Annotated in this window: 26 protein-coding genes and 1 tRNA gene; 5 read left to right on the top strand and 22 right to left on the bottom strand. The window is 59.8% G+C overall.

All coding sequences use genetic code 11. The annotated features are described in order from the left end of the window. Positions 1-662: 662 nt before the first annotated feature. The 12 genes from gspD to HBO10_RS18195 all read right to left on the bottom strand — a co-directional run bounded on the left by gspD (position 663) and on the right by HBO10_RS18195 (position 11,509). Positions 663-2,789: a type II secretion system secretin GspD gene (gene gspD, locus HBO10_RS18250; protein WP_034128217.1), complete on the bottom strand. Its 2,127-nt coding sequence runs from the start codon at positions 2,787-2,789 to the stop codon at positions 663-665. Positions 2,790-2,794: 5 nt separating this feature from the next. After that, positions 2,795-3,295 (bottom strand): general secretion pathway protein GspN, encoded by a 501-nt coding sequence (locus HBO10_RS18245; RefSeq protein ID WP_034128218.1) that lies wholly within the window; start codon positions 3,293-3,295, stop codon positions 2,795-2,797. Next, positions 3,292-3,894 (bottom strand): type II secretion system protein GspM, encoded by a 603-nt coding sequence (gene gspM / locus HBO10_RS18240; RefSeq protein ID WP_034128219.1) that lies wholly within the window; start codon positions 3,892-3,894, stop codon positions 3,292-3,294. Before gspM ends, HBO10_RS18245 begins: the two co-directional genes overlap by 4 nt. Continuing rightward, on the bottom strand, positions 3,869-4,861 hold the full coding sequence (locus HBO10_RS18235; RefSeq protein ID WP_034128220.1) for a PilN domain-containing protein: 993 nt from the start codon (positions 4,859-4,861) through the stop codon (positions 3,869-3,871). Before HBO10_RS18235 ends, gspM begins: the two co-directional genes overlap by 26 nt. Next, complete coding sequence (locus HBO10_RS18230; RefSeq protein ID WP_034128221.1) at positions 4,858-5,559, bottom strand: hypothetical protein; 702 nt, start codon at positions 5,557-5,559, stop codon at positions 4,858-4,860. Before HBO10_RS18230 ends, HBO10_RS18235 begins: the two co-directional genes overlap by 4 nt. Further along, on the bottom strand, positions 5,556-6,164 hold the full coding sequence (locus HBO10_RS18225; protein WP_034128222.1) for a prepilin-type N-terminal cleavage/methylation domain-containing protein: 609 nt from the start codon (positions 6,162-6,164) through the stop codon (positions 5,556-5,558). Before HBO10_RS18225 ends, HBO10_RS18230 begins: the two co-directional genes overlap by 4 nt. Beyond that, positions 6,161-6,493, bottom strand: a complete 333-nt coding sequence (locus HBO10_RS18220) for a type II secretion system protein (protein WP_034128223.1) — start codon at positions 6,491-6,493, stop codon at positions 6,161-6,163. Before HBO10_RS18220 ends, HBO10_RS18225 begins: the two co-directional genes overlap by 4 nt. Next, positions 6,490-6,915, bottom strand: coding sequence for a GspH/FimT family pseudopilin (locus HBO10_RS18215; RefSeq protein WP_034128224.1), 426 nt, complete (start codon positions 6,913-6,915; stop codon positions 6,490-6,492). Before HBO10_RS18215 ends, HBO10_RS18220 begins: the two co-directional genes overlap by 4 nt. A 7-nt stretch (positions 6,916-6,922) precedes the next feature. Further along, entirely contained in the window at positions 6,923-7,333 is a 411-nt protein-coding gene (gspG, locus tag HBO10_RS18210) for a type II secretion system major pseudopilin GspG (protein WP_087715863.1), read from the bottom strand. 20 nt (positions 7,334-7,353) lie between these two features. Further along, entirely contained in the window at positions 7,354-8,550 is a 1,197-nt protein-coding gene (gene gspF / locus HBO10_RS18205) for a type II secretion system inner membrane protein GspF (RefSeq protein ID WP_034128226.1), read from the bottom strand. Next, positions 8,547-10,214 (bottom strand): ATPase, T2SS/T4P/T4SS family, encoded by a 1,668-nt coding sequence (locus tag HBO10_RS18200; protein ID WP_230633864.1) that lies wholly within the window; start codon positions 10,212-10,214, stop codon positions 8,547-8,549. The genes gspF and HBO10_RS18200 overlap by 4 nt, the downstream gene beginning before the upstream one ends. Before the next feature lie 257 nt (positions 10,215-10,471). Next, a complete protein-coding gene (locus HBO10_RS18195; protein WP_169922047.1) occupies positions 10,472-11,509 on the bottom strand; it encodes a LacI family DNA-binding transcriptional regulator in 1,038 nt (345 codons plus the stop codon). Positions 11,510-11,710: 201 nt separating this feature from the next. Between HBO10_RS18195 and HBO10_RS18190 the strand changes: the two genes are divergently transcribed. The 4 genes from HBO10_RS18190 to HBO10_RS18175 all read left to right on the top strand — a co-directional run bounded on the left by HBO10_RS18190 (position 11,711) and on the right by HBO10_RS18175 (position 17,248). Further along, positions 11,711-13,903 carry a TonB-dependent receptor gene (locus HBO10_RS18190; RefSeq protein WP_034128228.1) on the top strand — a complete coding sequence of 731 codons (2,193 nt, stop codon included), beginning with the start codon at positions 11,711-11,713 and terminating at the stop codon, positions 13,901-13,903. A 1-nt stretch (position 13,904) separates the two neighbouring features. Next, positions 13,905-15,236 carry an LLM class flavin-dependent oxidoreductase gene (locus tag HBO10_RS18185; protein WP_034128229.1) on the top strand — a complete coding sequence of 444 codons (1,332 nt, stop codon included), beginning with the start codon at positions 13,905-13,907 and terminating at the stop codon, positions 15,234-15,236. A 244-nt stretch (positions 15,237-15,480) separates the two neighbouring features. Beyond that, positions 15,481-15,744, top strand: coding sequence for a hypothetical protein (locus tag HBO10_RS18180; RefSeq protein ID WP_080751120.1), 264 nt, complete (start codon positions 15,481-15,483; stop codon positions 15,742-15,744). A 358-nt stretch (positions 15,745-16,102) separates the two neighbouring features. After that, positions 16,103-17,248, top strand: coding sequence for an acyltransferase (locus HBO10_RS18175; protein WP_230633865.1), 1,146 nt, complete (start codon positions 16,103-16,105; stop codon positions 17,246-17,248). Between the two features lie 40 nt (positions 17,249-17,288). On the opposite strand, the gene HBO10_RS18170 is transcribed toward HBO10_RS18175, so the two are convergent. After that, positions 17,289-18,326, bottom strand: a complete 1,038-nt coding sequence (locus HBO10_RS18170; protein WP_034128231.1) for a hypothetical protein — start codon at positions 18,324-18,326, stop codon at positions 17,289-17,291. A 790-nt stretch (positions 18,327-19,116) separates the two neighbouring features. On the opposite strand from HBO10_RS18170, the gene HBO10_RS18165 reads away from it, so the two are divergent. Next, entirely contained in the window at positions 19,117-19,269 is a 153-nt protein-coding gene (locus tag HBO10_RS18165) for a hypothetical protein (RefSeq protein WP_230633866.1), read from the top strand. Positions 19,270-19,346: 77 nt separating this feature from the next. On the opposite strand, the gene HBO10_RS18160 is transcribed toward HBO10_RS18165, so the two are convergent. The 9 genes from HBO10_RS18160 to thrS all read right to left on the bottom strand — a co-directional run bounded on the left by HBO10_RS18160 (position 19,347) and on the right by thrS (position 26,801). After that, positions 19,347-19,423 (bottom strand) — tRNA-Pro (locus HBO10_RS18160). A gap of 90 nt (positions 19,424-19,513) precedes the next feature. Next, complete coding sequence (locus HBO10_RS18155) at positions 19,514-19,870, bottom strand: MerR family transcriptional regulator (RefSeq protein ID WP_003174972.1); 357 nt, start codon at positions 19,868-19,870, stop codon at positions 19,514-19,516. Further along, on the bottom strand, positions 19,851-20,153 hold the full coding sequence (gene ihfA / locus HBO10_RS18150) for an integration host factor subunit alpha (protein WP_002553164.1): 303 nt from the start codon (positions 20,151-20,153) through the stop codon (positions 19,851-19,853). Before ihfA ends, HBO10_RS18155 begins: the two co-directional genes overlap by 20 nt. Before the next feature lie 3 nt (positions 20,154-20,156). Continuing rightward, positions 20,157-22,535 (bottom strand): phenylalanine--tRNA ligase subunit beta, encoded by a 2,379-nt coding sequence (gene pheT, locus HBO10_RS18145; protein WP_034128232.1) that lies wholly within the window; start codon positions 22,533-22,535, stop codon positions 20,157-20,159. A 26-nt stretch (positions 22,536-22,561) separates the two neighbouring features. Next, positions 22,562-23,578, bottom strand: a complete 1,017-nt coding sequence (gene pheS, locus HBO10_RS18140) for a phenylalanine--tRNA ligase subunit alpha (protein ID WP_169922046.1) — start codon at positions 23,576-23,578, stop codon at positions 22,562-22,564. A gap of 109 nt (positions 23,579-23,687) precedes the next feature. Next, positions 23,688-24,044, bottom strand: coding sequence for a 50S ribosomal protein L20 (gene rplT / locus HBO10_RS18135; RefSeq protein WP_003192488.1), 357 nt, complete (start codon positions 24,042-24,044; stop codon positions 23,688-23,690). Between the two features lie 29 nt (positions 24,045-24,073). Then, positions 24,074-24,268, bottom strand: a complete 195-nt coding sequence (rpmI, locus tag HBO10_RS18130) for a 50S ribosomal protein L35 (RefSeq protein ID WP_002553160.1) — start codon at positions 24,266-24,268, stop codon at positions 24,074-24,076. A gap of 59 nt (positions 24,269-24,327) precedes the next feature. After that, positions 24,328-24,879 carry a translation initiation factor IF-3 gene (gene infC / locus HBO10_RS18125; RefSeq protein WP_015884933.1) on the bottom strand — a complete coding sequence of 184 codons (552 nt, stop codon included), beginning with the start codon at positions 24,877-24,879 and terminating at the stop codon, positions 24,328-24,330. Further along, entirely contained in the window at positions 24,879-26,801 is a 1,923-nt protein-coding gene (thrS, locus tag HBO10_RS18120) for a threonine--tRNA ligase (RefSeq protein WP_003192490.1), read from the bottom strand. Before thrS ends, infC begins: the two co-directional genes overlap by 1 nt. Between the last annotated feature and the right edge of the window lie 71 nt (positions 26,802-26,872).

Here is a 26,872-nt window from a genome sequence, read left to right as displayed (position 1 = left end):
CGTGCTCCTGATGACTGTGGGCCAGCCAAAATGCATTTACTGACACGCCCCCATCGCAACGGTAACTACGGACGGTAACCACGATGCGAAGCGAGCCGCTCTTGATCTTGATCTGCTTTTGATCTTAAGCGCCCCGTCAAACCACGCTGGCCGGAATTCGACAGGGATTTGGGGGGTAAACCGGCAGGGATGCTGGTTTAGCCGCCCCGCGCCATGGATGGCGCGTGGCGGCGGCCCCCCAAATCACTGGCGGATTACGGGCACACCGAGCCCAGGCGAGGTGCCGAGTGGTGGGGCAAGAGCGTTTTGCTTACTTTGCCGCTTTTGCAAAGTGAGCCGCCGTCAGGGCGGAACCCTAAGTGGCCGTTACCGCAGGAATGGATATGTACCCGGTATAACTGCGTCGCCTGTTAGGCCGCCTTCGCGAGCAAGCCCGCTCCCACAGTTTGATTGCGGAGTGTCAGGTAGATAGGTGTCGGCTGGTAGGCCGTTATCGCAGGCAAGCCAGCTCCCACATTTTTGATCGCGGGGTGTCAGGTTGATAGGTGTCGGCTGGCAGGCCATCATCGCAGGCAAGCCAGCTCCCACATTTTTGATTGCGGAGTGTCAAGCCACCATCGGGAGCGAGCCCCCTCCCACATGGGTACTCGGTACAGCCAGGATCATTGAGCCGGTCGCAACAGCTGCATCTGCTGGCGATAATCATCCGTCACCTGCCGCGCCTGGCTGCTGCTGGTAATCACCCTCGGCGTAATCAACACAATCAGCTCCGTGCGGTCCTTGGACTTGCTGGTATTGCCAAACAACCAGCGCAACCCCGGAATCTTCCCCAGGTAAGGCACGGCACTGACGCTCTCAGCGTTGTCTTGCTTGATCAACCCGCCGAGCAGCACCGTCTGGCCACTCTGCACCGCCACCTGGGTGGACACCGAGCGCGTGGAGATACGCGGGTTCACCGGCGTCTCACTGTTTCCCGTCGAGTTCTGGGCATCACTGACCTGTTGTTGGATATCCATGTACACCAGCCCACCCGGATTGATGCGCGGCACCACATCCAGAATCACCCCCGTCTGCACATATTCCACACTGCTCAAGGTGGTGTCGGCGTCCCCGGTATTGACGGTGGTCTGACTGATGGGAATGTTGTCCCCCACCTGGATCTGCGCCGGCTGGTTGTTCATCACCACCAGCGATGGCGCCGACAGCACCTGGGTGCGGCCGTTGGTCTCCAGGGCGTGCAGGGCCACTTGCAGGTTGGAACTGACGAAGGAGTAGAACAACGAGTCCGCCGCCCCCAGCCCTGCCCCGCCACCGCCCAGGGCGCCTTGGCTGCCGGAGGCGTTGACCACCGTAGTGCTGGTGGAATTACCGGCCAGGCGGCCCAGGTACCACTGCACCCCCAGGTCCAGTTCGCCGGTGAGCTTGACCTCCAGGATGCGCGTCTCGATCTGCACTTGCAGCGGTGGGTTGTCGAGGCGTTTGATCGCCGCTTCGATTTCTTTCCATTGCGCCGGGCGGGTGCGCACCAGCAGTTGGTTGCTGCTTTTTTGCGCGGTGATGCGCGTGCCCGCCTCGAGGTCGCTGGTGGGCGATGCCTGGGTGTTTTCGGCAGGCTCGGATTCAGGTTCTTCGGCTGCGGGCACCGGGGCGCTCGCCTGCAAACCGGCACTGGTGGACGAGGACAAAGTGGTGGTACGCAACCCCGGCGCTACTTTCGCCGGGGCGTCATCCTTGATCGCGCCATTGCCGTAGATCTGCCGCAGGTACTTGGCCAGATCGGCGGCCTTCATATTGCGCACGTCGTACACATACATCTGCGGCTCGTTGCCGCCGCCCTCGTCGATGGTGCGGATCCAGTCGCCCACTTCGCTGAGGTACTGGGGCTGGGAAGAAATCGCCACCACCGAGTTGGTGCGCTCGACCGGCAAGAACCGCAGCATGCCGGCCAGGGGTGTGCCACTGTCCGCGCCGAACATGGCTTGCAGCTCGGGCATCAGCTCGGCCACCGAGGCGCGTTGCAGGCCGAACACCGCCACCGACATGCCCTTGAGCCAGTCCACGTCGAAAGTGTCGATGGTGTCCTGGTAGTTGGCCAGTTCGTCGGGCGTGCCGGCCAGGCTCAGGACATTGCGCGCCGGGTCCACCAACAAAAAAGCGTTTTCACGAGCGAAGGGTTTGAGCAGTTTCTGCATCTCGGTGGCCGAGATATAGCGCAGTGAAAACAGACGTGCCGAGAGGCCGCTGGCCGGTTGCGCCACGCGCATCTGCGGCACCAGCTTGCCCGCCACTGCCTGGTTGGCCGGCAGGATCACATAGCGGTTGCCCTGTTTGATCATGGCGTTGTCGGTCCAGGACAGCAGGGTTTCGAGAATCGACAGCGCTTGCTGTTTGTCCACGGGCTTGGAGGTGGAGAAGCTGACAGTGCCCTCCACGCCCTCGGCGATGCTGTAGTTCTCGTGCAGCAGGTCGCCCATTACGCTGTTGATCACGGCCTCGATGGGCTGATCGGCGAAATTGAACACGATGTCGCCGCCCTGCTCCGGCACGTTTACGGGTGCCGCGGGCTGGCGCACAAACGCTTGATTGCCACGAATGAGCTGGCGCTGCGGCGGAGCCTGGGTGGCAGGTGGAGCGGTTTCGGCCACAGGCGCCTGAAGCGGCGGGCGTTGTGCGCCGGTGCCCTGCAGGGCCTCGTGCAGCAGGTCGTCGTCCGGGTCGAGGGTGTCGGGCAAAGATCCACAGCCGCCCAGGGAGACGGCGGTAGCCAGGCAAAACAGCGAAGTGCGCATATCGATCAAGGGAGAGACTCGCGGGGATGTGAGTTCAGGGGTAACCGCTTACCGTAGAGGCTCAGGGTCTGGGTGCGCCCGTTGAGGGCGAAACGGGCGTATTGCGGGGTCAGGTGTTCCAGGCGCCAGCCGTTGGGCAACGCCTGGCCCAAGCGTACCGTGAGCGTGGGGCCACCGGCTTGCTTGAGCATGGCCATTTGCAGGTTGCCGGTGATCATGATGCCGCTGAGGGTCAGGTTGGCCAGGCTCGCCACCTGGGTTTTACCCACCTCCCGGTCCGGGCGGCGATCCGGGCTGAACAGCGGCGTTTGCCAGGTACCGGCAAGGTCTTGCAACGCTGGCGTGGGAGCGGCCTGCACCTGGAACGAGGGTGGCGCGTGCACCGGTGCATCGGGTAACCACCGGGGGGCGTCGCCGATGCTGCTGAGGATCATCGCCATCAACAGCCCCAAGAGCCCGGCCACGCCGAGCCAGCCCCATTCAAGAGGACGCAAGGGGCCAATCATGGTGCCACCCGCGCCGGTTGCAGGTAGCCGCGCACCAGCAGTTGCACCGCCAGCTTGCCCGCCCCGCCACTGGCTGGCGCCTGTTTGTCGCGACGAATATGCAGCTCATCGACGAACAGAAAAGGCGGCTGATATTCCAGCCCATGCAGGATCGCGGTCAGCGGTTCGATGGCGCAATTGAGCGTGAGGCTGACCTTGACCTGACGATAGGGCTCGCTGTCGTCCTGTTCGGGCGTGATCGGTTTGCGCTGGGTGAGGTTGCAGCCGCCGCCGAGGTTGGCGTGGCTGTTGATCAGGTCGGCGAGACGCTGCATCAGGTCGGCGGCGACCACGTCCGGGTCGTCCCCTGGCAACAGGCTGGCGCTGCTGGCCGGGTCTTGCTGTGCTTGCGCCAACTGTTCGCGCAAGGCATCGCCCTGGCGTATGACGCTGGCATAGCGCTGCTGCTGTTCACGCAACTGTTCGGCCTGCTCACCCATGGCCCGCAGCGGCCCGGCGAACCAGCTGTCGATCAACAGCCAATAGGCCGCGCCGAGCACCAACGCCAGGGTCAACAAGGCGGCGCCGCGGCGTTCACGGCGTGTGAGGGGTCGGCGCATCGGCGGCCTCCTGGCGTAAGTGGGCACGCAAGGCAAACTGGTCCTTGCCGCTGCGTGCGTCGGGTTGGATCACCCCTTCGAACTGCGCGTTGTCCAAGCGCTGGCAGCCTTTGATGCGGCTGATCAGGCCACTGGCCTTGGCGCTCTGGCCGGAGAAACTCACCTCGCCGTCCTTGACGTCCAATTGGTCGAGCCAGGTGTCGGCGGGCAGGCAACTGGTCAAGTCATTCAGCAGCGCGGCCAGGGGCGGTTGCGCCCGTTTACGCTGGGACAGGTACTGCGCCGCGCCACGGGTGTTGAGCAGTTGCTGGCGCAGGGCGTGCACCTGGGCGACCTCGGCTTTTTGCTGTTGGACAGTGGCGTGCATGCTGTCGAGTACCCGCTGGCGGTCGTTGAGCCACAACAGCATCGCCGCGATCAGCAACGCGCCGCACAACCACGGCAGGCTGCGCTGCAATTGCTTGCCGGCAGGCCGCGAACGCGGGCGTAACGGCGCGGGCAGCAGGTCGATACCCAGGCCCGCCACATCCACGCGGTGTGGGTACAGGCCGAGGGCGGCGCAGTCAGTGAGGACCTGGTCAAGGCGCTCGCGCAGGATCGCCACCACCCTCACCTCCAGGTGGCTGGGTGTGCGCCGCTCCTGGCGGGCGACGAAGTAGAGCTGCTCGGCATTGAACGGGGTGTAGCGGTCCAGTTCATAGCCAACCACCTCCACGAGGTTGCGCGCGGCAGCCAGAGGCAGTTGCACGCTTTGCTGCAACACGGCATCAGGAGCAAGCATCAGCACCTGGCGCGTATTGCCTGGGACCACCGGTGCCGTCAGCGGCCAGTGATGAACGAGCTCGGGAGGTTCCTGGAACGCCAGCCACTTGGGCACACAGCCGCGTAACTCCGTGAGCCACAAGCGCCAACCTTGTTGCAGCAGGCTGCCGCGCCAATAGCGGGCAATCGGTTCGAGTTGAATCATTCTTGCCACCGCACCACCCGATAGGGCTGTGCGCTGTCCTCCGCAGGGCTCAATAAAAGGGTCAGTCGCAGGCGTGCCTGATAGCCGCCGGGGCGCTCGGCGCGGCTGTCGATTTCCACGACCTGGCCGGGGTCGACGCCCTCGGCGTCCTGGCGTGGCAGGTTCAACGCCTTGCGCATCAGGGGGCTGGCGAATGCCGGAGCGGGCCGGTCGAGGTCGCTCCACAAGGTGATGTGCGGCAGTAGTTGGCTGTAGAGCGCCGGGGTCATGCCGGGAAGTTGACGTACCTCCTCCAGCACCCGAAACGGCGCCAGGCCCTGATGGCGGCGAGTCTCAAGGGCCTTGGCCAACTGCTGGGCCTGAACCGGTGTTGCGCCGCAGGCCAGGGCCAGGCGCGTGAAGTCTTGGGGGGCTGCGTTGACCAGGTACAGCTTGCCGCGCTCACTGCGCACACTGACCTGCAAGCGGGCATCGTCGAAGGTCAGCGCAATAGAACGCCCGTCCGCCACCCACTGCCCTTGCGCCATGACCTGTGCGATACCGGCCTGGGCGGCCAACAGTGTCTGAGTGTGCTGGCGCAGCCACAGCGCTTGGCGACTTTGCAACTGCACCCACCCGGCCAGGCCACCCAGCAATACGCTGAGCAAGGCCAGCACCCACAACACCAGCAACAGGGCCGCACCGCGTTGGCGCTTCATTCTTCGCTGCTCGCGCTGGACAGGTTCAGGCGCAGCGCAACCACCTGGGCGACCCATGGCACCGGCCCGTCGACGGAGGCGTCGATGCGCACCGCTGTGGGCAGGCGCCGGGGCCAGGGCCACGGGCTCAACCAGTCGGTGGGCTGGCCCAGTGGCGAGACACCGCGATAGCTGAACTGCAGCGCCTCGACGTCATGCAAAAGCACCTGCGGCTCATCGCGCTGCGCGTTGGCGTGGGAGGCACTCTGCGAAAAAGCCACCTGCAGATCCTGCCCGACCCGTTGCAGGGTAAAGCGCTGGATACCCCCGCCCAATACACCGGGCAAGGTCGCCACAAACTGCAGACGCTCAGGCGTGCCGATAAAAAAACCTTCTGCCTGGCTGTCATCGTCAGTGAGCTTTAGCGGCAGCGCCTCGCTGATCGAGGTGCGCAAAAACTGTTGGGCGGCGCGCATTTCATCCAGGCTGACGGTGTAGGCCTGGGCCTTGGCCACCGCCCGATTGGCCCCCAGCAACGCTGCGCTCACCAGCAACAACAACACCGACAGCAAGCTGAGCACCACGAGCACTTCCAGCAGCGTGAAGCCCTGCTCCCGGCGCTTCACAGGCGCGCCTTCAAGGTGCTGAAGTGCGCCTGATGCGCGCCTTCACGCACGTTAAGGTCGAGACGAAACAGGTGCGGCTGTTGGCGGGTACTGGTCAATTGCCAATGGATACCCTCGAGTTCGCCTTGGCGGGTTCCCTCCGTCAGCGGGCCGGCGGCTTCCTGGTCCAGCACCGTGAGCGCGGCATGGCTGAGGCGGTCGCTGCGGGCCACCTGGGACAAGGCGCGCGCGCTCTGGCCGAAGGCAACCAGCAACACGCTGCTGCATACCGCCATCAACGTCAGGGCGGCGAGCATTTCCAGCAGGGTGAAACCGGCCTGGTGCTTCATGGCAGCGCCTTGGACTGCACACTGCCGGTAAGCCAGCCAATGTCGATGCGCCAACGACGGCTGCCGTTGGCCAGCAGCAGGTTACCGCCTGTGGAACTGCCGTCGGGATAGAACACCACCGCGGGCCCAGCCTGCTCGGCACTGTGCAAGGTCACTTGCACCTGCGCTGGCCACTGCTGTGACGCACGCCCTGGAGCCTGGAACGAGCGGCCCTGGAGGTCGAACTGAGTGCGCGCCGCCTGGCCGCTGACGATGGCACTCGCCCGCGTGGCGCGCAGCGCCTCGACCATCTGCGCGACCACCCGGCGCTCTTTGGCCACCTGCAGCCCTTGCCGTACACCCAGCCCCAACAACCCCGCCGCAATGCCGATCAATAGAATGACCACCAGCATCTCCAGCAGGGTAAAGCCTCGCTGGGCCACGGGCGGGTTATTCCCAGTTGCCCAGGTCGGCACTGTAGCCCTCGCCGCCGGGTTGGCCGTCCTGGCCGTAGAAGATCAGGTCGAAGGCACCGTGCTCACCGGGGAAGCGATAGCCGAACCCGTGGCCGAACGGGTCTTTCAGCTCCGAAGGCTTGGCGTAGGGGCCGGACCAGTTGGAAGCACTGGCCGGCTTGTCGAGCAGTTGTTGCAGGTTGTTGGGCGGCGCCCCCACGTCCAGGGCGTAGCTGTCGATCTTCATGCTCAAACTTGCCAATTGCGCCTTGCCCGCGCCGTACTTGCCCTTGTCCACATTGCCACCGACCTGGCGCACCACAATGGTCGCGACAATGCCCAGCAGCACGATCACCGCCAGCATTTCCAAAAGGGTGAAGCCGCCTTGGCGGTGTCGGGTTTTCATCGGTTCTGCTCCTTGAAAGTTCATATATGGCTGGTGAGGCTCATCAACGGCAGCATGATCGCCAGCATGATCACCGCCACCAGCACCGCCATGACCACGGTCAGGGTCGGCACCAGTGCCGCGAGCAAGCGTTCGATGGCGCGCTTGGCCTCGACGTCGAAGATGTCGGCGACCTTGAGCAGCATGCTGTCCAGTTCGCCGGCCTGTTCACCGACTTCAATCATGTGCAGCGCCAGCTCCGGTAGCAGCGGCTGGCGACCGAACGCATCGGCCAGCGTGCCGCCGCCCTTGACCCGTTGCACTGCCAGCGCCACTTGCGCCTGGAGCGCACGGTTGCTGCAGACTTGCCGGGCGATCACCAGCGCGGGCAGCAGCGCCACGCCGTTGCTGAGCAACGTGCCGAGGGTGCGGGTCAGGCGGGCGGCTTGCACCCGTTGCAATAGCGGGCCGATCACGCGGATGCTCAGCAGGTGACGGTCGTAACGCTCACGGCGAAGGGGGTCGCGCAGGCGCGCCGCCAGGATCCACCCACTGATCGACAACCCGGCCAGCACCACCAGGCCATAGGCGCCGAGGAACTCGCCGAGCGCCAGGATCACCTGGGTGATCAGTGGAATCGGTACGCCAAGGTCCTGAAAAATCGGCACGAATTGCGGCACCACATAGGCCAGCAACAGCGCCAGGGAACCCAGTACACCCACCACCAGGAACGCCGGGTAGATCAGCGCATTGATCACCTCGCCGCGCAGCAACTGGCTGCGCTCCAGGTAGTCGCTGAGCTGGCGCAGGGTGCCTTCCAGCGCCCCGCCGGCTTCACCGGCGCGCACCATGCTCAGGTACAGCGGGGAAAACGTGCCGCCCTCCTCCTCCAGCGCAGCCGACAGCGGTTTGCCGGCCTTGACCTGGTCGCGGATACGCTCGATCAAGGCCCGCACCTGAGGATGGCGGGCTTGCTTGAGCAACAGGTTCAAAGCGCGTTCGAGGGGCTGGCCGGCGCCCAATAACGTGGCCAATTGCTGGGTGAAACTCACCAGCGCTGCGCCCTTCAACTGCCCGTGCGCCTGGCGCAACAAGGGGCTGCTGGCCGTTTCGATGTGCAGCAGCAACCACCCGCGCTGCTGCAAGACAGCGACAGCGGCCGCCTGGTCAATGGCCTGCAACGTGCCGGTCTGGGCCACGCCCTGGCTGTCCAGGGCGCGGAACTTGAACAGGCTCACACGTCATCTCCACGGGTGACACGCAACACTTCTTCCAGGGAGGTGACACCGGCCAGGGCCTGGCGCAAACCGTCTTCATACAAGGTGCGCAAACCGGAGCGGCGGGCGGCGTGCTCGAGGCTGGCGGCGTCGGCGTGGCCCATCAGCAGGCCACGCAACTCGTCGTTCATTACCAACAACTCAGTGAGGGCACTGCGGCCGTGATAGTCACCGCGGTAAAGCAGGATCGGACGCTGCTCGGTCAGGCGATCCAGCCCGTGCTCCTTGATCAATTCCGGCGGGGCCTGGAAGGCCACGCGCGTGGCCGGGTCCAGGCGCCGCACCAGGCGCTGGGCGAGAATACCGCTGACCGTGGAGGCAATCAGGTAGCTCTCCACGCCCATGTCCAGCAAGCGCGTGATACTCGCAGCGGCGCTGTTGGTGTGCAGGGTTGAGAGCACCAAGTGACCCGTGAGGGAGGACTGTACGGCGATACGACAGGTTTCCAGATCGCGGATTTCGCCGATCATGATCACGTCCGGGTCCTGGCGCACGATGGCGCGCAGCGCTCCGGCAAAGTCCAGGCCGATGGCGGGCTTGACCTGGATCTGGTTGATCCCTTCAAGCTGGTATTCCACCGGGTCTTCCACGGTGATGATCTTGCGTTCAGCCGTGTTGAGTTGCGACAGCGCGGTATAGAGCGTGGTGGTTTTTCCCGAGCCTGTGGGCCCGGTGACCAACAGGATGCCGTGGGGCCGCGCCAATAGATCCTGGAAGGCCGCCAGGCGCGGGCCATCAAAGCCCAGGCTGGGGAAATCGAATTGCACGGTTTGCCGGTCCAACAGGCGCATCACCACCGACTCGCCAAAGCTGGTGGGCACCGTGGACACCCGCAGGTCCAACGCTTTGCCCTGGATGCGCAGCATGATGCGCCCGTCCTGGGGCAGGCGTCGTTCGGCGATGTCCAGGCGCGCCATGATCTTCACCCGCGAGATCACCGCCGCCGACGAACTGGCAGGCGGTGCTTCGGCGTCGTGCAGCACGCCGTCGATGCGGTAGCGCACCTTGAGTTGGTTTTCGAAGGGTTCGATATGGATATCCGAGGCGCGCTGTTCCACGGCGCGCTGCAGGATCAGATTGACCAGGCGAATCACTGGCGCTTCGGAAGCCATGTCCTTGAGGTGTTCGATGTCTTCCAGCACGCCGCCCCGCTCATCGAGGTTTTCGATCAGGCTGCCCATGGCGGAACGGCCCTGGCCGTAATAGCGCTCGATCAACGTCTCGACTTCATTACGCGAACCGACGGCCAGCCAGACCGGCACCTCACAGGCATACGCCAGGGCCTGGAACGGATACCACTGCGCCGGGTTGGCGGCCATTACGCGCAACCCGCCCTGATGCCAACCCATCGGCACTAGCTGGTAATGGCGCATAAAGCGCTCGGTGAGCACGGGAAGCGGGTCGAGCAACGGCGGCGCCGCGTCGGCCACCAGTAGTGGCGCATCCAGCAAATCGGCCCACGCGCGAGCCAGTTCGACTTCGGACACCAGGCCCAGGCGCGTGAGTAAACCGAGCAGGTCGCCAGGCTCAGTGGATAAACGCTGGGCGCGTTCCAGATCAGCGATTTTGAGCCCGGCGTGCTGCATCAGCCACGCGCACACCTGGTCGGTATGCGGGATCTGCATCTTGCAAGCATCGATGGGCGCTGAGGACATCATTGAGGAATATCTAACGTTGCGAAAAGTATGGCTATTTAGAACTACCGAACAATGCCATTAGTTCGCCATAGCCCAGGCAGGCGTTAGCCGGGTGTATCGACTGGAAGTTATAGCCCTAGTTCCGGATAAGGGGGTAATTAAATACAAAACATTGCCCAATGCACTGATTTAGAGCGTTAGCAGCAAATAGCCACTAGTTGCAATTAGCCATAACGGCGGGTCATTCAGGTGCTCTCTCTTTCAATTAACTGACAGTGCAAAAGATTCAAGCGATTAACTTCATCGGTGGCTAATACGCCCAGACTTTGCAGGACGCGTGTGGCAGCGAGTACACCAATCTCCAACGCGGGTGGCTGGAGGGTGCTGAGGCTGGGCAGCAACATGTGGGCAAACGGGTAGTCGCCAAATCCCAATACGGCGCAGTCCTGGGGAATGCTCAGCCCGGCGCGTTGACCGGCCAGCAAACCGCCGGCGGCGAGGTTATCGTTGGCGAAGAAAATCGCGTCGGGCGTGACCGCCTGCCCCATCAGCGCTTCCATGGCCTGCTTGCCGGCTTCGAAGGGCGCACGGTCGGCGTCCGGCACAAAGACCCACGGCTGCACACCCAACTCGGAGAGGGTCGCGGTAAACCCATCGCGCCGCTCCAATGCGCTGAAGTCGCCCACTGCACTGTTTTGTACGAAGGCGATGCGCCGATAGCCTTTGCCATGCAAGTAGCGAGCGGCGGTGACGCCCACTTCATAATGAGAAAAACCCACTTGCAACGGTGCGCGTTCCGGCACGTAGTCCCAGGTTTCGACGATCGGTATATCTGCCTCGGTGATCATCTTCTCGGTGCCAGGGCTGTGAAAGCGGCTGGTCAGCACCAGCGCTGCCGGCGACCAGCCGAGAAAGGCACGCACCGCACTTTCCTCCTGTTCGATGCTGAAATAGCTGGAGGCCAGCAACAGCTGGTAGCCGTGACGACTGAGGGTGTCGCTGAAGCCCTGCAGCGTATTGGCAAAAATCGGCCCCGAGATATTCGGAATCACCATCGCGACGATTTTGCCTCGCGCAGAGGCCAAGCCACCGGCCACTAGATTGGGCACATACCCCAATTGCGCCACCACCTCGGCGATACGCTCGCGGCGCTCGGGCGAGACCTGTTCAGGTTGGTTGAAGTAACGCGACACGGTAATGGCCGACACCCCGGCCTGGCGTGCCACGGTGTTCAGGGTGACGCGTCCGGCGCCCCGGCGTTTGCGCGGTGGGTGTTCGCTCACGAAATAGCCCTATAAAAAAGGAATATAAAACTAATTTTTTAGTATTTGACGCTCTAAACGGCCCGCTTCAATAATGCCGATGTTAGCGCTAACAAAGCGCGCTGTCTGCTACTCGCTCGAGCGAATGCCCAAGACATGTTCACAGGCGCTGACGGTCGCAGAACCGCAGCGGACCAGGGTATTTTTTCGAGCGGGCACAGCATGCATAACTTTCCACGGCACACCCATTTGTTGCTTCTGGCCGGCCTCAGCGCCTTGCCCGTCTGCGGCGCTGTTGCAGCTGATGAGCAGGAACCCACGCTCCAATCCGTGACAGTCACCGCTACCCGCCGCGAAGAATCGCTGCAAAAAGTCCCGGTGGCCGTCTCGGTGCTTGAGGGCGAGCAACTGGAGCGTGACAATCGCAACGGGGTGGCGAGCATCGCGCAGCAGGTGCCATCGCTGAACTTTCGCACCGGTGCTTCGAACAAGGACACCTCATTGTTCGTGCGCGGCGTGGGCACCATTTCTACCTCGCCTGGGGTGGAGCCCACTGTGGCCACGGTGATCGACGGCGTGGTCTATGCACGCCCCGGCCAGGCCACCCTCGACCTGCTGGACCTTGAGCGCATCGAAGTACTGCGCGGCCCGCAAGGCACGCTGTTCGGCAAGAACGCCTCGGCCGGCGTGCTGAATATCACCAGCAAGGCGCCGACGGCCCAGACCCACGGGTTTATCGATCAGTCGTTCTACAGCGGCAATGAAAGCCGCACGCGCTTCGGCATCGGCGGCAGCCTGGTACCGGAGGTACTAAAAGGCTCGATCAGCACCTTGTTCGGCAGCTACGACGGCAACGTCGACAACCGCCATAACGGTCAGGAGGTCAATGGCTACAACCACAAGGGCGTTCGCGGCAAGCTGGAGTTCACGCCCAACGACGACGTAAAGCTGACCCTGATCGCCGATTACATGCAGTCCCACGATGACGCGCCCAATGGTGTGGTCAGCAAGTCCCTGAACCCGGCGTTCAGCAATGCCTTGAGGCCGGTGCGCGCCTCAAGCGACAACCGCGATATCAACACCGATACCCGCAGCCGTGTGCAAGACACCAACAAGGGCCTGTCGGCACAGTTGGACTGGAACCTGGGCGACTATACCCTCACCTCGATCACCGCCTGGCGCGGCTGGGACAACATTCAATATCAGGATGGCGACCGTCTCGGCACGGTCACCGCCGTGTTCCCCAGCACCGCCGACAAAGGCGACCTGGCGTTCGACCAGTACTCCCAAGAGCTGCGCCTGGCCTCGCCCAAAGGTGAGTTCCTTGAGTACGTAGGCGGCCTGTTCTACATGCATGGCAAGGATGAAGAGACCTATCAGCGCACCCTCACCACCACGACGCGAGTCGATCGAGGCATTGCCGACTACAGCACCACCAGCGACAGCTACGCGGCGTTCGGCGAGACCACGCTCAACTTCACCTCGCGCTTTCGCGGCATCGCCGGGTTGCGTTACACCCATGACGACTTGAAGTACGACCATCGCCGCGTGTCCACCTCCCTCACCACCGTCAGCGGCATCCAACCGGCAACATCAAGTTCGGGTTCGGTGGATGAGGACGGCTGGTCCGGTCGGCTGGGTGTCCAGTACGACCTCAGCGACAACATCACCAGCTACCTCACCTACTCGCGTGGCTACAAAGGACCTGCCTACAACGTGTTCTTCAACATGCAGCCGCGCGACACCGACGCGCTCAAGCCAGAGACCTCCAATACTTGGGAAGCCGGAATCAAGGCCACGGCCTGGAACAACCGCCTGACCACCAACCTGGCGGTGTTCCACAGTGACTACGACAACTACCAGGCCAACTTTTTCGACACCGTCGCCGGCCAAGTCGTGACGCGCCTGATCAACGCCGGCAGCGTCAGCACCGAAGGCGTCGAGCTCGATTACGCGTTGCAAGCCACCCAGCAACTCAAGCTCTCCGGTGCACTGGCCTATACGCGGGCACGCATCGATCAGTTCGCGTGCCCGCCAGGCGCAGCGGCAACCTGCAACGTCAATGGCAAGCCACTGCCCTTCAGCCCGGACTGGAAAAGCTACGTGCGCGCCGACTACAGCATCCCCTTGGATAACGGCCTGGATATCGAACTGGGCACTGACTACAGCTGGCAGAGCGAAGTGCAGTACGACATCAGCCAGAACCTGAACACCAAACAAGGCGCCTACGGCATCTGGAACGCCAGCGTGGCCCTGGCCGACTACACCAATGGCTGGCGCGTGGCGCTGTTGGCGAAGAACCTCGCCGACAAATCCTACTCACCGCTGCTAGCCAGCGGCGGCAACTACATCTACCGCGCCGTGCCTCGTGACGATGAGCGTTACTTCGGCGTGCAACTGCGCAAGGATTTCTAGCATGAGCCGTCAACTCAAACTCGGCGCCTTCCTGATGGCTACCGGGCACCACGTGGCCGCCTGGCGCCACCCCGACGTACCGGCGAACGCTGGCCTGGACTTCGCCCACTACAAGCATTTGGCACGGGTGGCGGAAGCGGCGAAGTTCGACGCACTGTTCGTGGCCGACAGCATCGCCGCCGCCACCGGCGAGGTCGCCAGCCAGATGGCGCGCTCGGATCATTTCGAGCCGCTCACCCTGCTCTCGGCCCTCAGTGCCGTGACCGAACATATCGGCCTGATCGCCACCGCTACCACCAGCTATAACGAGCCGTACCACGTGGCGCGTAAATTCGCCTCGCTGGATCACCTCTCCGGCGGTCGCGCAGGCTGGAACCTGGTGACCTCGGATAACGCCGCCGAGGCGCTGAATTTCGGTCGCGACGAGCACCTGGGGCATGCCGAACGCTACAGCCGCGCACGGGAATTTCATCAGGTGGTGACGGGGCTGTGGGACAGCTGGGACGACGACGCCTTCGTGCGCGACAAGGCCAGCGGGCGCTATTACGAACCAAGTAAACGCCATGTGCTGGACCATGTGGGCGAACACTTCCAGGTCAAAGGCCCCCTGAACGTGGCGCGCTCGCCCCAGGGCCAGCCAGTGATCGTGCAGGCTGGCTCCTCGGAAACCGGCCGTGAACTGGCCGCGCAGACCGCCGAAGTGGTGTTTACCGCGCAGACCTCACTGGCCGACGCGCAGGCCTTCTATGGCGACCTCAAAGGTCGCCTGGGCCAATACGGGCGCGAGGCCGATTCGCTGAAAATCATGCCAGGTGTGTTTGTGGTGGTGGGGCAAACCGAAGCCTTGGCCCAGGCCAAATTCGAAGCGTTCCAGGCGCTGGTCGAACCCGAGGTGGGAGTGGCGTTGCTGGGGCGCATGCTGGGTAATTTCGACCTGTCCGGCTACCCGCTGGATGGGCCGCTGCCGCAGCTACCCTTGACCGACAGCGGACAGCGCAGCCGTCAGCAACTGCTGAGTGAACTGGCCCAACGCGAACAACTAACGCTGGCGCAACTGGGCCGACGCATTGCCGGTGGACGCGGTCATTACAGCTTGATCGGCACGCCGCTGCAGATCGCCGATGAACTGCAGCGCTGGTTCGAAGAAGGTGCGGCGGATGGCTTCAATATTCTGGTGCCGCACTTGCCGGGCGGGCTGGAGGATTTTGCCCGCTGGGTGGTTCCCGAGTTACAGCGGCGCGGTTTGTTTCGGCGCGAATACACCGGCACCACACTGCGCGAAAACCTTGGTTTGGTGCGCCCGGTCAGCCGTTTCAAGCAAGCACAATTATAAAAACCTCGCCTTGCTACTGACCCAGGCTGCCTTGGGCGGCTGATCCGTCGACCTCATGCATTAAGGTAGGCACAGCCGTGGGCAACGTACGAAACAAAGACCGTGAGCTGACTCTTCCTCTGGATTAACCTCTCACAGTGCACACGCGCTAGTGAAAGCCACCTAAACTAACCAGGGTTTGGGCCGATACCCGATCAAACTCCCTTTACCGGGAAATTGAGAAACGCTTCAGCGGATTTAGATTATGAAAGACATTTACCTACTCGTAGAACATGGAGCCGATCAAGGGGAGGTGTACATTTTGGGTTGGTTCGATGACCAAAAAAGTGCAGCCGATATTGCAGAAGCAAAGGAATGGCAGGCTTACCGAGAGGCGCTGAACACTGAACACTCATGGTCTCGCCAAAAACCTGTACCTCCCGACCAGACCAAATACCGCCGCTACTGGATTCAGAGTGTCTCTAAATTTTCTGTGCCGACAATTCAAGCAACACCCGCGCTTCATTAAGCTGCGCAACGTCATTTAACGCCGGCATAGCCGGTGCCGTAGGCTTGGTAGGCATGCACAGCCATTATGGCGCTGGCTCCGTCGGCGGTGATGGCGGCGGCGGTTGACAGGCGAGCCTGGCGCAACCGCTAACCCTCCAAGTTTTGGTACTCCTCTCAAAAGCCGCCCCACCGAAGCGCAAAGCCCTCCATTACCTCAAGGAAATGACAGGCCTGAAGACTGCACTCTACAAGGGGGCGCCTTTAGTTCTGGAACGGTCCACCCTCCCTCGGCGTCCTGCCGAACGAAATTTACCGAATGCCCTGTCGCAATTTCAAAACACGTCTACAGTCACTGTGATTCGAACGGACCTCGATTAATGCAATACAAAGGAATCATCATGCATAGGATTGCTTTTGCGAACGCCTTGCGCGGTATCGCCGCCCTCTGCGTGGTCAATGCCCACTACGTCCTGATGTTCAATTACATCAAGGGCGCATACGGCGGGCTGCTTCCCCTGACTGAGCCTGTATTCCCATCCTGGATGCTCGAAATCTTCAATCCTATAGGAAACATGAACATGGGCGGCTTTGGCGTGGCCCTGTTCTTTCTGATCAGCGGCTTGGTCATTCCGATTTCTGTCGCAAGCCTTAATGGAAGCGCTCTCGCAAAAACAAAATTTGTAATCGGACGTATTTTCCGTATCTGGCCGACGTACGCCGTTGGCCTGCTTGTCACCCTTGGAGCCCTCAGCGTAGCGGCCGCGTATATGGGCAATAACGCGCCCTATACCACTTCGCAGGTGCTCATGCAGATGTCCCTATTCCGTGATTGGTTCGGCAGCTCGGCGCCACTGGATGGGGTGGTGTGGACGCTAGAGGTTGAAGTTAAATTCTATCTAGTAGTGTTGCTGTTCTGGTCGATGATTAGCCGGGGGAAACTTTTCCCTCTATTCGTGCTAGGCGTATCTACCGTGATGGTGGCTAACTTTTATCCGGGGAATATCCACCAGGCCGGCGCGCTAGCCGCCTTCGTTTTTCCGATAAAGTACATTTTCTTCATGCTGATTGGCGTAGCATTCAACTATCACTACCGGCGTTTTATTAGCAGCGAAAAACTCTTTGCCATCACTATCAGTATGCTATGCGTTTTTGGTTACAGTGGATTCACCGAGGGATGGCCATTTGAAGTAATAGCGGCCTACTTTATGGCTTTTGCCGTTTTCACAGTTATGTATCTTTTTGCAAGCACTTGGGCGGGCGGCCCTATCTTCACTTTCTTTTCAAACATCAGCTATCCGCTGTATGCCTGCCATGGCGCACTGGGCTTTGTTGGCATGAGAATTATGATCGACCATGGAATTGGGGCCATGCCTGCCCTGATCATCCAAACGACGGTTACTATTTTTATTTCATGGATCATCCACAAGACGGTTGAAGATCCCACTCATCGTATGGGGAAAAGGATAGCCGCAAGCATAGGGAAGTCACCACAGATAAGCAGGTTCACTAGATCTACTCAATAAAAAAGCCCGCGTTCTGCAGGCTTTCCTTTCACAAAAAAATTCACGAAAAAGGTAGTGGCTCGACAATATAGCAATCCACACAATCATCCGTGATCACTGTATCTAGAATAATCCCGTCCTCAACAGCGGGCCGGAGAAATCCAGTCCGAATTGACGATGTATAAACTCCAACATTTACTGTATTGAGCTGCGCGCGCGCATTAATTGACACGCAATCAATACTGTAATTCATGCCCATCCCGACACCACAGTTCTCACCGCCGGAATTGATCACGCGGGTAGAGTCCTGTCCTTCAATGACTACGCCCCATGCGGTTTGACCGGATTCAATACCAGGTTCCGTCGCAGTGCAGTAACTATTAAGAATAGTGTTGTACTCACCGCCATTATCAAGCAAAAGCATGCAGCGGCCGGTCCAATCTACAGATGTAATGTTCTCGAAAACACAGTGCTGCGCGTAGTGCAAGTGCAGGCCGATAGTGGCGTTACCGGTGAACTCGAGGTTCCGAATGTAAACGTTCTTGATGGGTTCGCACAAGGCAACAATAGCGTTCTCGGGGTGATCACGCTTTATAACTCGGTTAAGAATCAGAGAGTCTGCCAATACATAGATGACTTGGCGCACCTCGAGCGGCCCATCAAGCGGCATCGAGTAGGTCTCGAAGTCTGTGGATGCGTCCGAGATCACGATCCACGACCCATTTGTATAAGGCGTCGTGTCAGCGACAGATATCTGAGTGGTATTTACGTATGCCGGAGCCGTCAGGTAGCTTCCCGGGCGCACGTTCCCCTGGTAGTCGATGCCGGCATAGCTAGGATCGGTCGGCTGTTCTGAATTTCTCCCAACGCCAGAAACGTCAATTGTCACCTTGTCGATGCCTGGTGCCGGCTCGATTATCTGGCCGCTATAGGGCCAGTTGTCGTCACGGTTGAGAAGGACCGTGGTTCCAATTGGGCATTCAGGACCATTGATTTGCAGCCAGCGGTAGCCAGCTTTTAGCAAGGACTGAATCTGAGGGCCGTTGTCATTTTCAGGGTCGGGGGTGAAAACGTAAGGGGTATCTTTATAAATTGGCATGCTTCTCCTCGTAATTATTTAAGTTACGCCAAATCGGCGCATCAACAACTGTACATCCATACAGCTGTTTATTTCAAGAAATTACGTAACCCATTGATAAATTTATTTTTTGCACCTCAGCTGATCAAAATTACCTTGCCACCGGTAGCTGCCAATTAATCCTTTAAGCCCAGCCAACGGGTAACCGCACGCGCGTAAGCCTGACACGCGCACTGAGCTATTACGGCTCTGTTTGCGTCGTCATTTATGACAGTAATTCTTAGAATATTCGCGGGATCAAGTTTGCTCGACAGCTGTATGAACCATGCCAATTGAGCTACGAGTGGTGAGCTCATTGCAGCCACTGACTGAATCCCAGAGGAAAACTGACAGCCAGCCGGAGATCAGCAATAGCAAGCTGGTCGCGCAGGCGCCCTGGTTACGCTGGGCGTCAGACAATTCCTTGGTGTGTTGTTGATCCTGGGTTGCGAACTACTACTTGCTGGTCAGGCGCTTGTGCTGCTCGGAGGGAGCCTGGGGCAGCGCCCAGTATCTGACTGGGCATCACACGACACACCCGTGAAGAAGTTGTGGTGACACAGGCGTAGCGTCTGCGCTGCCGCAGTGCCACGTCCTTGATCGATCCGGACGTTCCGCTCTAATAGAGCCACATCAGCGCGCAGTTAGCCTCCCGCTCCGACAGCTCGCCCAGATGGCCCTTTCACCATACCCTTGTGTACTGCAAGTCGGCCCGGCTGAAACATAAGCAAGCACAGACAACGGATACTGGACGCAGATTGAGGAGCGGTATTTGACGCGAGTGCTGAAGGAAACCGGGAAGGATGGGCAGACGATCGCATGCCATGCGAGTGAGGGCATGACCAAAAACTACCAGCGAGATCACGAGGAAATCATCTGGTCCGAGGCGATGCCGGACGTGAATATTAGCGAAATCACCGGATAGTTTGCGCGGGTTTTGCGCAGGCACAAAAAAGCCGATCCATCTGATCGGCTTAAGTGTCTGATTTTACTCAGGAATAATGGTCGGGACGGAGTGATTCGAACACTCGACCCCTAGCACCCCATGCTAGTGCGCTACCGGACTGCGCTACGCCCCGACTAGGCGTGTTACTGGGTTCGCTTCTTAACGAAGCGAACCGGAATATACCGCAAGCTTTTGAAATGTGGAAGTATTTTTAAAGCTTGAATCATTTTTTCAGCACCACCAGTACATCTTCCAATTCGGAGATCATCTGGCGGATCAGTTGCTTGTATTGGGTGGTGTCGTCTTTGGCTTCATCACCGGACATACGCTGACGTGCGCCGCTGATGGTGAACCCTTGGTCGTACAGCAACGCACGGATCTGTCGGATCATCAGCACGTCCTGGCGCTGATAATACCGACGGTTCCCGGTGCGTTTGACGGGGTTGAGTTGAGGAAACTCCTGCTCCCAATAGCGCAGCACGTGCGGTTTTACCGCACACAGTTCGCTGACTTCACCGATGGTGAAGTAGCGCTTGCCTGGGATGACGGGTAGCTCGTCGTTATGACTTGGTTCCAGCATAAGCCTCAACTCGGGCCTTCAACTTCTGCCCTGGACGAAAGGTGACCACACGGCGAGCCGTGATCGGGATTTCTTCTCCCGTTTTTGGATTGCGGCCAGGCCGCTGGCGTTTGTCTCGCAGGTCAAAATTGCCGAAACCGGACAATTTGACCTGTTCGTTGTCTTCCAGAGCGTGTCTGATCTCTTCAAAAAACAGCTCGACCAATTCCTTGGCCTCGCGCTTGTTCAGACCCAACTCTTCGTACAGACGTTCCGCCATCTCAGCTTTCGTCAAAGCCCCCATACGTCACTTCCTTAACGTGGCGTTCAACCTTTGTTCGAGCGAGGTGAGGATATTTTGCGTCGTGGTATTCACCTCATCGTCATTAAGAGTGCGCGATGGATGCTGCCAGGTCAAGCCAACTGCAAGGCTTTTTCTATGCGGATCAATGCCTTTACCCTGATAGACGTCAAATAGCCTGAGGTCTGTCAGCCATTCCCCTGCATTTTCACGGATTACATCCAGAACAGCAGTGGCGGCGACTTCACGGTCGGCGATCAGGGCCAGGTCGCGACGCACTTCAGGGAAGCGCGACAACTCGCTGAATTTAGGCATCTTGCCCGACGCAACTTCAGCCAAGACTAGCTCAAACACGAAGACTGGACGGTCCAGCCCCAAGGTTTTCGACAGTTCTGGGTGAATGGCGCCCACAAAGCCTACCAGGCGACCTTCACGCTCTATACGTGCAATCTGGCCTGGGTGCAAGGCAGGGTGGCTGCCCGATACAAACGTAAAGGCGTCCAGCGCACCGGCAAAGCCCAGCACCGCTTCCACGTCAGCCTTGATGTCGAAGAAGTCGACGACCTCACGGCCTTGCGCCCAACCTTCCGGTAGACGGCTGCCGCAGACAACACCCGCCAGCATCGGCTCTTGCTTCAAGCCATCGAGCTGGCCGACGAAACGCAAACCGCTTTCGAACAGGCGCACGCGGTCTTGCTGGCGGTTCAGGTTGTGGGAAAGTGCCTTCACCAGGCCCGGCCACAACGACGAACGCATGGCGGCCATATCGTTGGAGATCGGGTTGGCCAGCAGCAACGGCTCAACGCCAGGGTTAAACAGTTCGAACTGTTTTGGATCAATGAAGCTATACGTCACAGCTTCCTGGTAACCACGGGCAACCAGCAAACGACGCAGTTCAGGCAGGTGCGCACGCGCTTCGGCCTTGGGTTGCGGTGCCAGGCGTGCTTGCGGATAGCGAACCGGCAGGCGGTTGTAACCGTACAGGCGCGCCAGCTCTTCGATCAGGTCGACTTCCAGGCTGATGTCGAAGCGATGGCTAGGTACTGCAACCTGCCACTGCCCTTCCCCACCCGCGGAAATACCCAGGCCGAGCGCAGACAGCAGTTGCTCGATTTCAGCCGGCTCGATGACCAGGCCAAGCATCTGCTCAACGCTTTTGGCACGCAAGGTAATCGGTGCAATCGACGGCAGGTACTGTTCGTTGACAGTTTCGGTAATCGGGCCGGCTTCACCACCGGTGATTTCCAGCAGCAAGCCGGTAGCGCGCTCCATGGCTTCACGGGCGAGTTTCCAGTCCACGCCACGCTCGTAGCGGTGCGACGCATCGGTGTGCAGGCCGTAGGAACGAGCCTTGCCAGCGATCGCGATCTGGTCGAAGAACGCGCTTTCAAGGAATACGTCACGAGTGGTCGCGGATACACCGCTGTGCTCACCACCCATCACGCCGGCAATTGCCAGGGCGCGAGCGTGGTCGGCGATGACCAGAGTGTCGGCACGCAGGCTGACTTCCTGGCCATCGAGCAGCACCAGCTTCTCGCCTTCTTCGGCCATACGCACGCGGATGCCGCCATTGATTTCGGCAAGATCAAACGCATGCAACGGCTGGCCGAGTTCCAGCATCACGTAGTTGGTGATGTCGACGGCGGCGTCGATGCTGCGTACATCGGCACGACGCAGGCGCTCAACCATCCACAGCGGCGTTGGCTTGGACAGGTCCACGTTACGGATCACACGCCCCAGGTAACGCGGGCAAGCGTTGGGGGCCAATACTTCAATCGAGCGGACTTCGTCATGTACCGCCGGCACGGCAGCAACCACTGGACGAGTGACAGGCGCGTTGTACAGCGCACCCACTTCACGGGCCAGGCCAGCCAAGGACAGGCAGTCGCCGCGGTTGGGGGTCAGGTCGACCTCAATGCTGGCGTCTTCCAGTTCCAGGTAAACACGGATGTCCTGACCCACTGGCGCGTCGGCCGGCAGCTCCATCAGGCCATCATTGCCCTCACCCACTTGCAGTTCGGCCTGGGAGCACAGCATGCCGTTGGATTCAACGCCACGCAGCTTGGCCTTCTTGATCTTGAAGTCGCCCGGCAACTGGGCACCGATCATAGCGAACGGGATCTTCAGGCCCGGGCGCACATTAGGCGCTCCGCACACGACCTGAAAGGTTTCCGAGCCGTTGCTGACCTGGCACACACGCAATTTGTCGGCATCAGGGTGCTGCTCGGTGCTCAACACCTCGCCCACCACCACACCACTGAAAACACCGGCGGCCGGCGTAACGCTATCGACCTCAAGACCGGCCATCGACAGACGAGCAACCAGCTCGTCGCGATCTACCTGCGGGCTTACCCAGCCACGCAGCCATTGTTCACTGAATTTCATCCTGCTCTCCTAAAGATTCGTTACGACTAGCGAAATTGCGCGAGGAACCGCAAGTCGTTGTCGAAGAACAGACGCAAGTCGTTCACGCCGTAACGCAGCATGGCCAGACGCTCAACGCCCATGCCGAAGGCAAAGCCCGAGAACTCTTCTGGATCGATCCCGGACATGCGCAGCACGTTGGGGTGAACCATGCCGCAGCCCATCACTTCCAGCCAGCCGGTCTGCTTGCACACACGGCAGCCTTTACCGCTGCACATCACGCATTCCATGTCGACTTCAGCGGATGGCTCGGTGAACGGGAAGAACGAAGGACGGAAACGTACCGCCAACTCTTTTTCGAAGAACACCCGCAGGAATTCTTCGATGGTGCCTTTGAGGTCGGCGAAATTGATATCGCGATCAACCAGCAGGCCTTCGACCTGGTGGAACATCGGCGAATGGGTGATATCCGAGTCGCTACGGTACACACGGCCTGGGCAGACAATGCGGATCGGCGGCTTGTTCGCTTCCATGGTGCGGACCTGTACCGGCGAGGTATGGGTGCGCAGCAGCATGTTGGCGTTGAAATAGAAGGTGTCGTGCATCGACCGGGCCGGGTGATGGCCTGGGATGTTGAGCGCCTCGAAGTTGTGGTAGTCGTCTTCGACCTCAGGGCCTTCGGCAATGCCGTAGCCGATGTGGGTGAAGAACTGTTCGATACGTTCCAGAGTCCGGGTGATCGGATGCAGACCGCCCGACGCCTGGCCACGACCAGGCAAGGTCACGTCAATGGACTCGGCGGCGAGCTTGGCCGCAAGATCGGCCTCCTCGAGCGACGCCTTGCGCGCATTGAGAACCTCTGTGACACGCTCCTTGGCGACGTTGATCAGCGCACCGACTTGCGGACGATCTTCAGCGGGCAGACTTCCCAGGGTCTTCATCACCTGAGTCAATTCACCTTTCTTGCCAAGGTAGTGAACCCGGATTTGCTCCAGGGCATTTACATCTTCAGCGCTTTGCACAGCCTCAAGGGCTTGGGCGACGAGCGCGTCCAGGTTTTCCATGTACAGACTCCAGATACAAAATAGGGGAAGAGCTTGAAGGCTCTTCCCCTATTTATGACGTTTACCACCTTGGGCCACAGGAGTAGCCCAGGGTGACTGTCGGGGGTACTTAAGCCAAGGAGGCTTTAGCTTTCTCGACAATCGCAGCAAACACCGCTTTTTCGTTCACGGCCAGTTCAGCCAGAACCTTACGGTCGATTTCGATGGACGCTTTTTTCAGGCCAGCGATGAAACGGCTGTAGGACAGACCGTTAACACGTGCACCGGCGTTGATACGAGCGATCCACAGAGCGCGGAACTGACGTTTTTTCTGACGACGGTCACGGTAGGCGTATTGGCCTGCCTTGATTACCGCTTGCTTGGCAACACGGAATACGCGTGAACGCGCGCCGTAGTAGCCTTTAGCAAGTTTCAGAATTTTTTTGTGACGCTTACGGGCCATGACGCCACGCTTTACACGAGCCATGAGTTACTTCCTCTATTCTTGAACCAAAATTAACGAAGGCGCAGCATGCGCTCGACTTTTGCCACGTCAGACGGATGCAGCAAGCTGCTACCGCGCAGTTGACGCTTACGCTTGGTCGACATTTTGGTCAGGATGTGGCTCTTGAAAGCGTGCTTGTGCTTGATGCCGTTAGCAGTTTTCAGAAACCGCTTAGCAGCACCACTTTTAGTTTTCATCTTTGGCATGTTCGGTACTCCGCATTCAGTTGATAAACATAATCAGAAGGCCTGCCGTGCCCTGTTGATTACTTCTTCTTTTTCGGGGCGATGACCATAATAAGCTGGCGTCCTTCCATCTTAGGATGCTGTTCGACCGAACCGTACTCCAGCAGGTCAGCTTCAACCCGCTTGAGGAGTTCCATCCCCAGCTCCTGGTGGGCCATCTCACGGCCGCGGAATCGCAAGGATACCTTGGCCCTGTCCCCATCACTCAGGAAACGTACCAGGTTGCGCAGTTTTACCTGGTAATCCCCTTCCTCCGTCCCTGGACGAAACTTGATTTCTTTTACTTGAATCTGCTTCTGGTTCTTCTTCGCTGCGGCAACCTGCTTCTTCTTTTCGAAGATAGATTTGCCGTAGTCCATCACCCGACAAACAGGTGGGATTGCATCGGCGGAGATTTCCACCAGGTCCAGCTTGGACTCTTCTGCAATACGAAGCGCTTCATCAATCGAGACGATGCCAATCTGCTCGCCATCAGCGCCAATTAACCGAACCTCGCGTGCCGAGATATTCTCGTTGATCGGGGCTTTCGGTGCAGCTCGTTTATCTTGTCTCATTTCACGCTTAATAATAATTACTCCGAATCTGGGCGACCACGCCGGGAAACCGCTTGCGCGAGGAACTCAGCGAACTGGGCGACGGGCATCGAGCCCAGGTCAGCACCTTCACGAGTACGCACAGCGACAGTCTGCATCTCGACTTCCCGATCTCCGATAACCAAAAGATAGGGAACCTTGAGCAAAGTATGCTCGCGGATTTTAAAGCCGATCTTTTCATTTCTCAAGTCGGACTTGGCACGAAATCCGCTTTCGTTGAGAGTTTTTTCAACTTCAGCGGCAAAATCTGCCTGTTTATCAGTGATATTCATGATCACTGCCTGGGTCGGAGCCAGCCACGCAGGGAACGCGCCCTCGTAGTGCTCGATCAGGATACCGACGAACCGTTCGAACGAACCGAGGATCGCCCGGTGCAGCATAACCGGGTGTTTACGGCTGTTGTCTTCGGAGACGTATTCGGCTCCCAGACGGATCGGCAGGTTAAAATCGAGCTGCAGGGTACCACACTGCCAGACACGGCCAAGGCAATCTTTGAGCGAGAACTCGATCTTCGGACCGTAGAACGCGCCCTCACCCGGCTGCAGATCGTACGCAAGGCCCGCACTGTCAAGCGCAGCAGCCAATGCCGCTTCGGCGCGATCCCATAGTTCGTCGGAACCGACGCGTTTTTCCGGACGAGTGGACAGCTTCATCTCGACTTCGGTAAAGCCGAAATCGCGATAAACGTCCATGGTCAGCTTGATGAATGCTGCGGACTCGGCCTGCATCTGCTCTTCGGTGCAGAAGATATGGGCGTCGTCCTGTGTGAAGCCACGCACTCGCATGATGCCGTGCAGCGCACCCGATGGTTCGTTACGGTGGCAGGCACCGAATTCGGCGAGGCGCATCGGCAACTCGCGGTAGCTCTTCAGGCCCTGATTGAATACCTGCACGTGGCACGGGCAGTTCATCGGCTTGATGGCGTAGTCGCGGTTTTCCGACTGGGTGGTGAACATGTTGTCGGCGTAGTTGGCCCAGTGCCCGGATTTCTCCCACAGGCTGCGATCAACCACCTGGGGAGTCTTGATCTCCAGGTAACCGTTTTCGCGCTGCACCTTGCGCATGTACTGCTCAAGCACCTGGTACAGAGTCCAGCCATTCGGGTGCCAGAACACCATGCCCGGCGCTTCTTCCTGAAGGTGGAACAGGTTCAGCCGCTTGCCGATCTTGCGGTGGTCGCGTTTTTCAGCTTCTTCGATGCGCTGGATATAGGCGGCCAGTTGCTTCTTGTCAGCCCAGGCCGTGCCGTAGATCCGTTGCAGCTGTTCGTTCTTGGCGTCACCGCGCCAGTAGGCACCGGACAGCTTGGTCAGCTTGAACGATTTGAGGAAGCGCGTGTTCGGCACGTGCGGGCCACGGCACATATCCACGTATTCTTCGTGGTAGTACAGCCCCATGGCCTGCTCGTCCGGCATATCTTCTACCAGACGCAGCTTGTAGTCCTCGCCACGTGCAGTAAACACGTCGATCACTTCGGCACGCGGGGTGACTTTCTTGATGACGTCGTAATCTTTTTCGATCAGCGCGTGCATGCGCTGCTCGATGGCCGCCAGGTCGTCCGGCGTAAAAGGACGCTCATAGGCGATGTCGTAATAGAAGCCTTCTTCAATGACCGGGCCGATCACCATCTTGGCGGTTGGATACAGTTGCTTGACCGCATGGCCAATCAAGTGCGCGCAAGAGTGGCGAATGATCTCCAGCCCCTCTTGATCCTTGGGCGTGATGATTTGCAGGCTGGCGTCGCTGGTGATCAGGTCGCTGGCATCAACCAGCTTGCCGTCGACCTTGCCGGCCACGGTGGCCTTGGCCAGGCCAGCACCAATGGATGCGGCGACCTCGGCTACGGAAACCGGATGATCGAATGAACGCTGACTGCCGTCGGGAAGAGTAATAGTTGGCATGGCGCCTCCTCTCCTAGTGGTGACCCCTACCAAAGGTCACGTGGGTTGGGATGAGCCAGTACAAGATCCAA

This window comes from Pseudomonas sp. WS 5503 (assembly GCF_012985385.1).
In the GTDB taxonomy this organism is placed as follows: Bacteria; Pseudomonadota; Gammaproteobacteria; order Pseudomonadales; family Pseudomonadaceae; genus Aquipseudomonas; species Aquipseudomonas paracarnis.
This window is presented reverse-complemented; position numbering and strand designations above follow the sequence as displayed.

Bases quoted from the DNA above. Each gene is read 5' to 3' on its own strand.
- HBO10_RS18220 (WP_034128223.1), bottom strand. From the start codon at position 6,493: ATGAAGCACCAGGCCGGTTTCACCCTGCTGGAAATGCTCGCCGCCCTG.
- HBO10_RS18175 (WP_230633865.1), top strand. From the start codon at position 16,103: ATGCAATACAAAGGAATCATCATGCATAGGATTGCTTTTGCGAACGCC.
- rplT (WP_003192488.1), bottom strand. From the start codon at position 24,044: ATGGCTCGTGTAAAGCGTGGCGTCATGGCCCGTAAGCGTCACAAAAAA.
- HBO10_RS18230 (WP_034128221.1), bottom strand. From the start codon at position 5,559: ATGAAGCGCCAACGCGGTGCGGCCCTGTTGCTGGTGTTGTGGGTGCTG.
- gspD (WP_034128217.1), bottom strand. From the start codon at position 2,789: ATGCGCACTTCGCTGTTTTGCCTGGCTACCGCCGTCTCCCTGGGCGGC.
- gspG (WP_087715863.1), bottom strand. From the start codon at position 7,333: ATGAAAACCCGACACCGCCAAGGCGGCTTCACCCTTTTGGAAATGCTG.
- HBO10_RS18190 (WP_034128228.1), top strand. From the start codon at position 11,711: ATGCATAACTTTCCACGGCACACCCATTTGTTGCTTCTGGCCGGCCTC.
- HBO10_RS18235 (WP_034128220.1), bottom strand. From the start codon at position 4,861: ATGATTCAACTCGAACCGATTGCCCGCTATTGGCGCGGCAGCCTGCTG.
- HBO10_RS18200 (WP_230633864.1), bottom strand. From the start codon at position 10,214: ATGCAGATCCCGCATACCGACCAGGTGTGCGCGTGGCTGATGCAGCAC.
- pheT (WP_034128232.1), bottom strand. From the start codon at position 22,535: ATGAAATTCAGTGAACAATGGCTGCGTGGCTGGGTAAGCCCGCAGGTA.
- HBO10_RS18155 (WP_003174972.1), bottom strand. From the start codon at position 19,870: ATGCTGGAACCAAGTCATAACGACGAGCTACCCGTCATCCCAGGCAAG.
- HBO10_RS18245 (WP_034128218.1), bottom strand. From the start codon at position 3,295: ATGATTGGCCCCTTGCGTCCTCTTGAATGGGGCTGGCTCGGCGTGGCC.
- HBO10_RS18180 (WP_080751120.1), top strand. From the start codon at position 15,481: ATGAAAGACATTTACCTACTCGTAGAACATGGAGCCGATCAAGGGGAG.
- pheS (WP_169922046.1), bottom strand. From the start codon at position 23,578: ATGGAAAACCTGGACGCGCTCGTCGCCCAAGCCCTTGAGGCTGTGCAA.
- HBO10_RS18170 (WP_034128231.1), bottom strand. From the start codon at position 18,326: ATGCCAATTTATAAAGATACCCCTTACGTTTTCACCCCCGACCCTGAA.
- gspM (WP_034128219.1), bottom strand. From the start codon at position 3,894: ATGCGCCGACCCCTCACACGCCGTGAACGCCGCGGCGCCGCCTTGTTG.
- HBO10_RS18185 (WP_034128229.1), top strand. From the start codon at position 13,905: ATGAGCCGTCAACTCAAACTCGGCGCCTTCCTGATGGCTACCGGGCAC.
- thrS (WP_003192490.1), bottom strand. From the start codon at position 26,801: ATGCCAACTATTACTCTTCCCGACGGCAGTCAGCGTTCATTCGATCAT.
- rpmI (WP_002553160.1), bottom strand. From the start codon at position 24,268: ATGCCAAAGATGAAAACTAAAAGTGGTGCTGCTAAGCGGTTTCTGAAA.
- ihfA (WP_002553164.1), bottom strand. From the start codon at position 20,153: ATGGGGGCTTTGACGAAAGCTGAGATGGCGGAACGTCTGTACGAAGAG.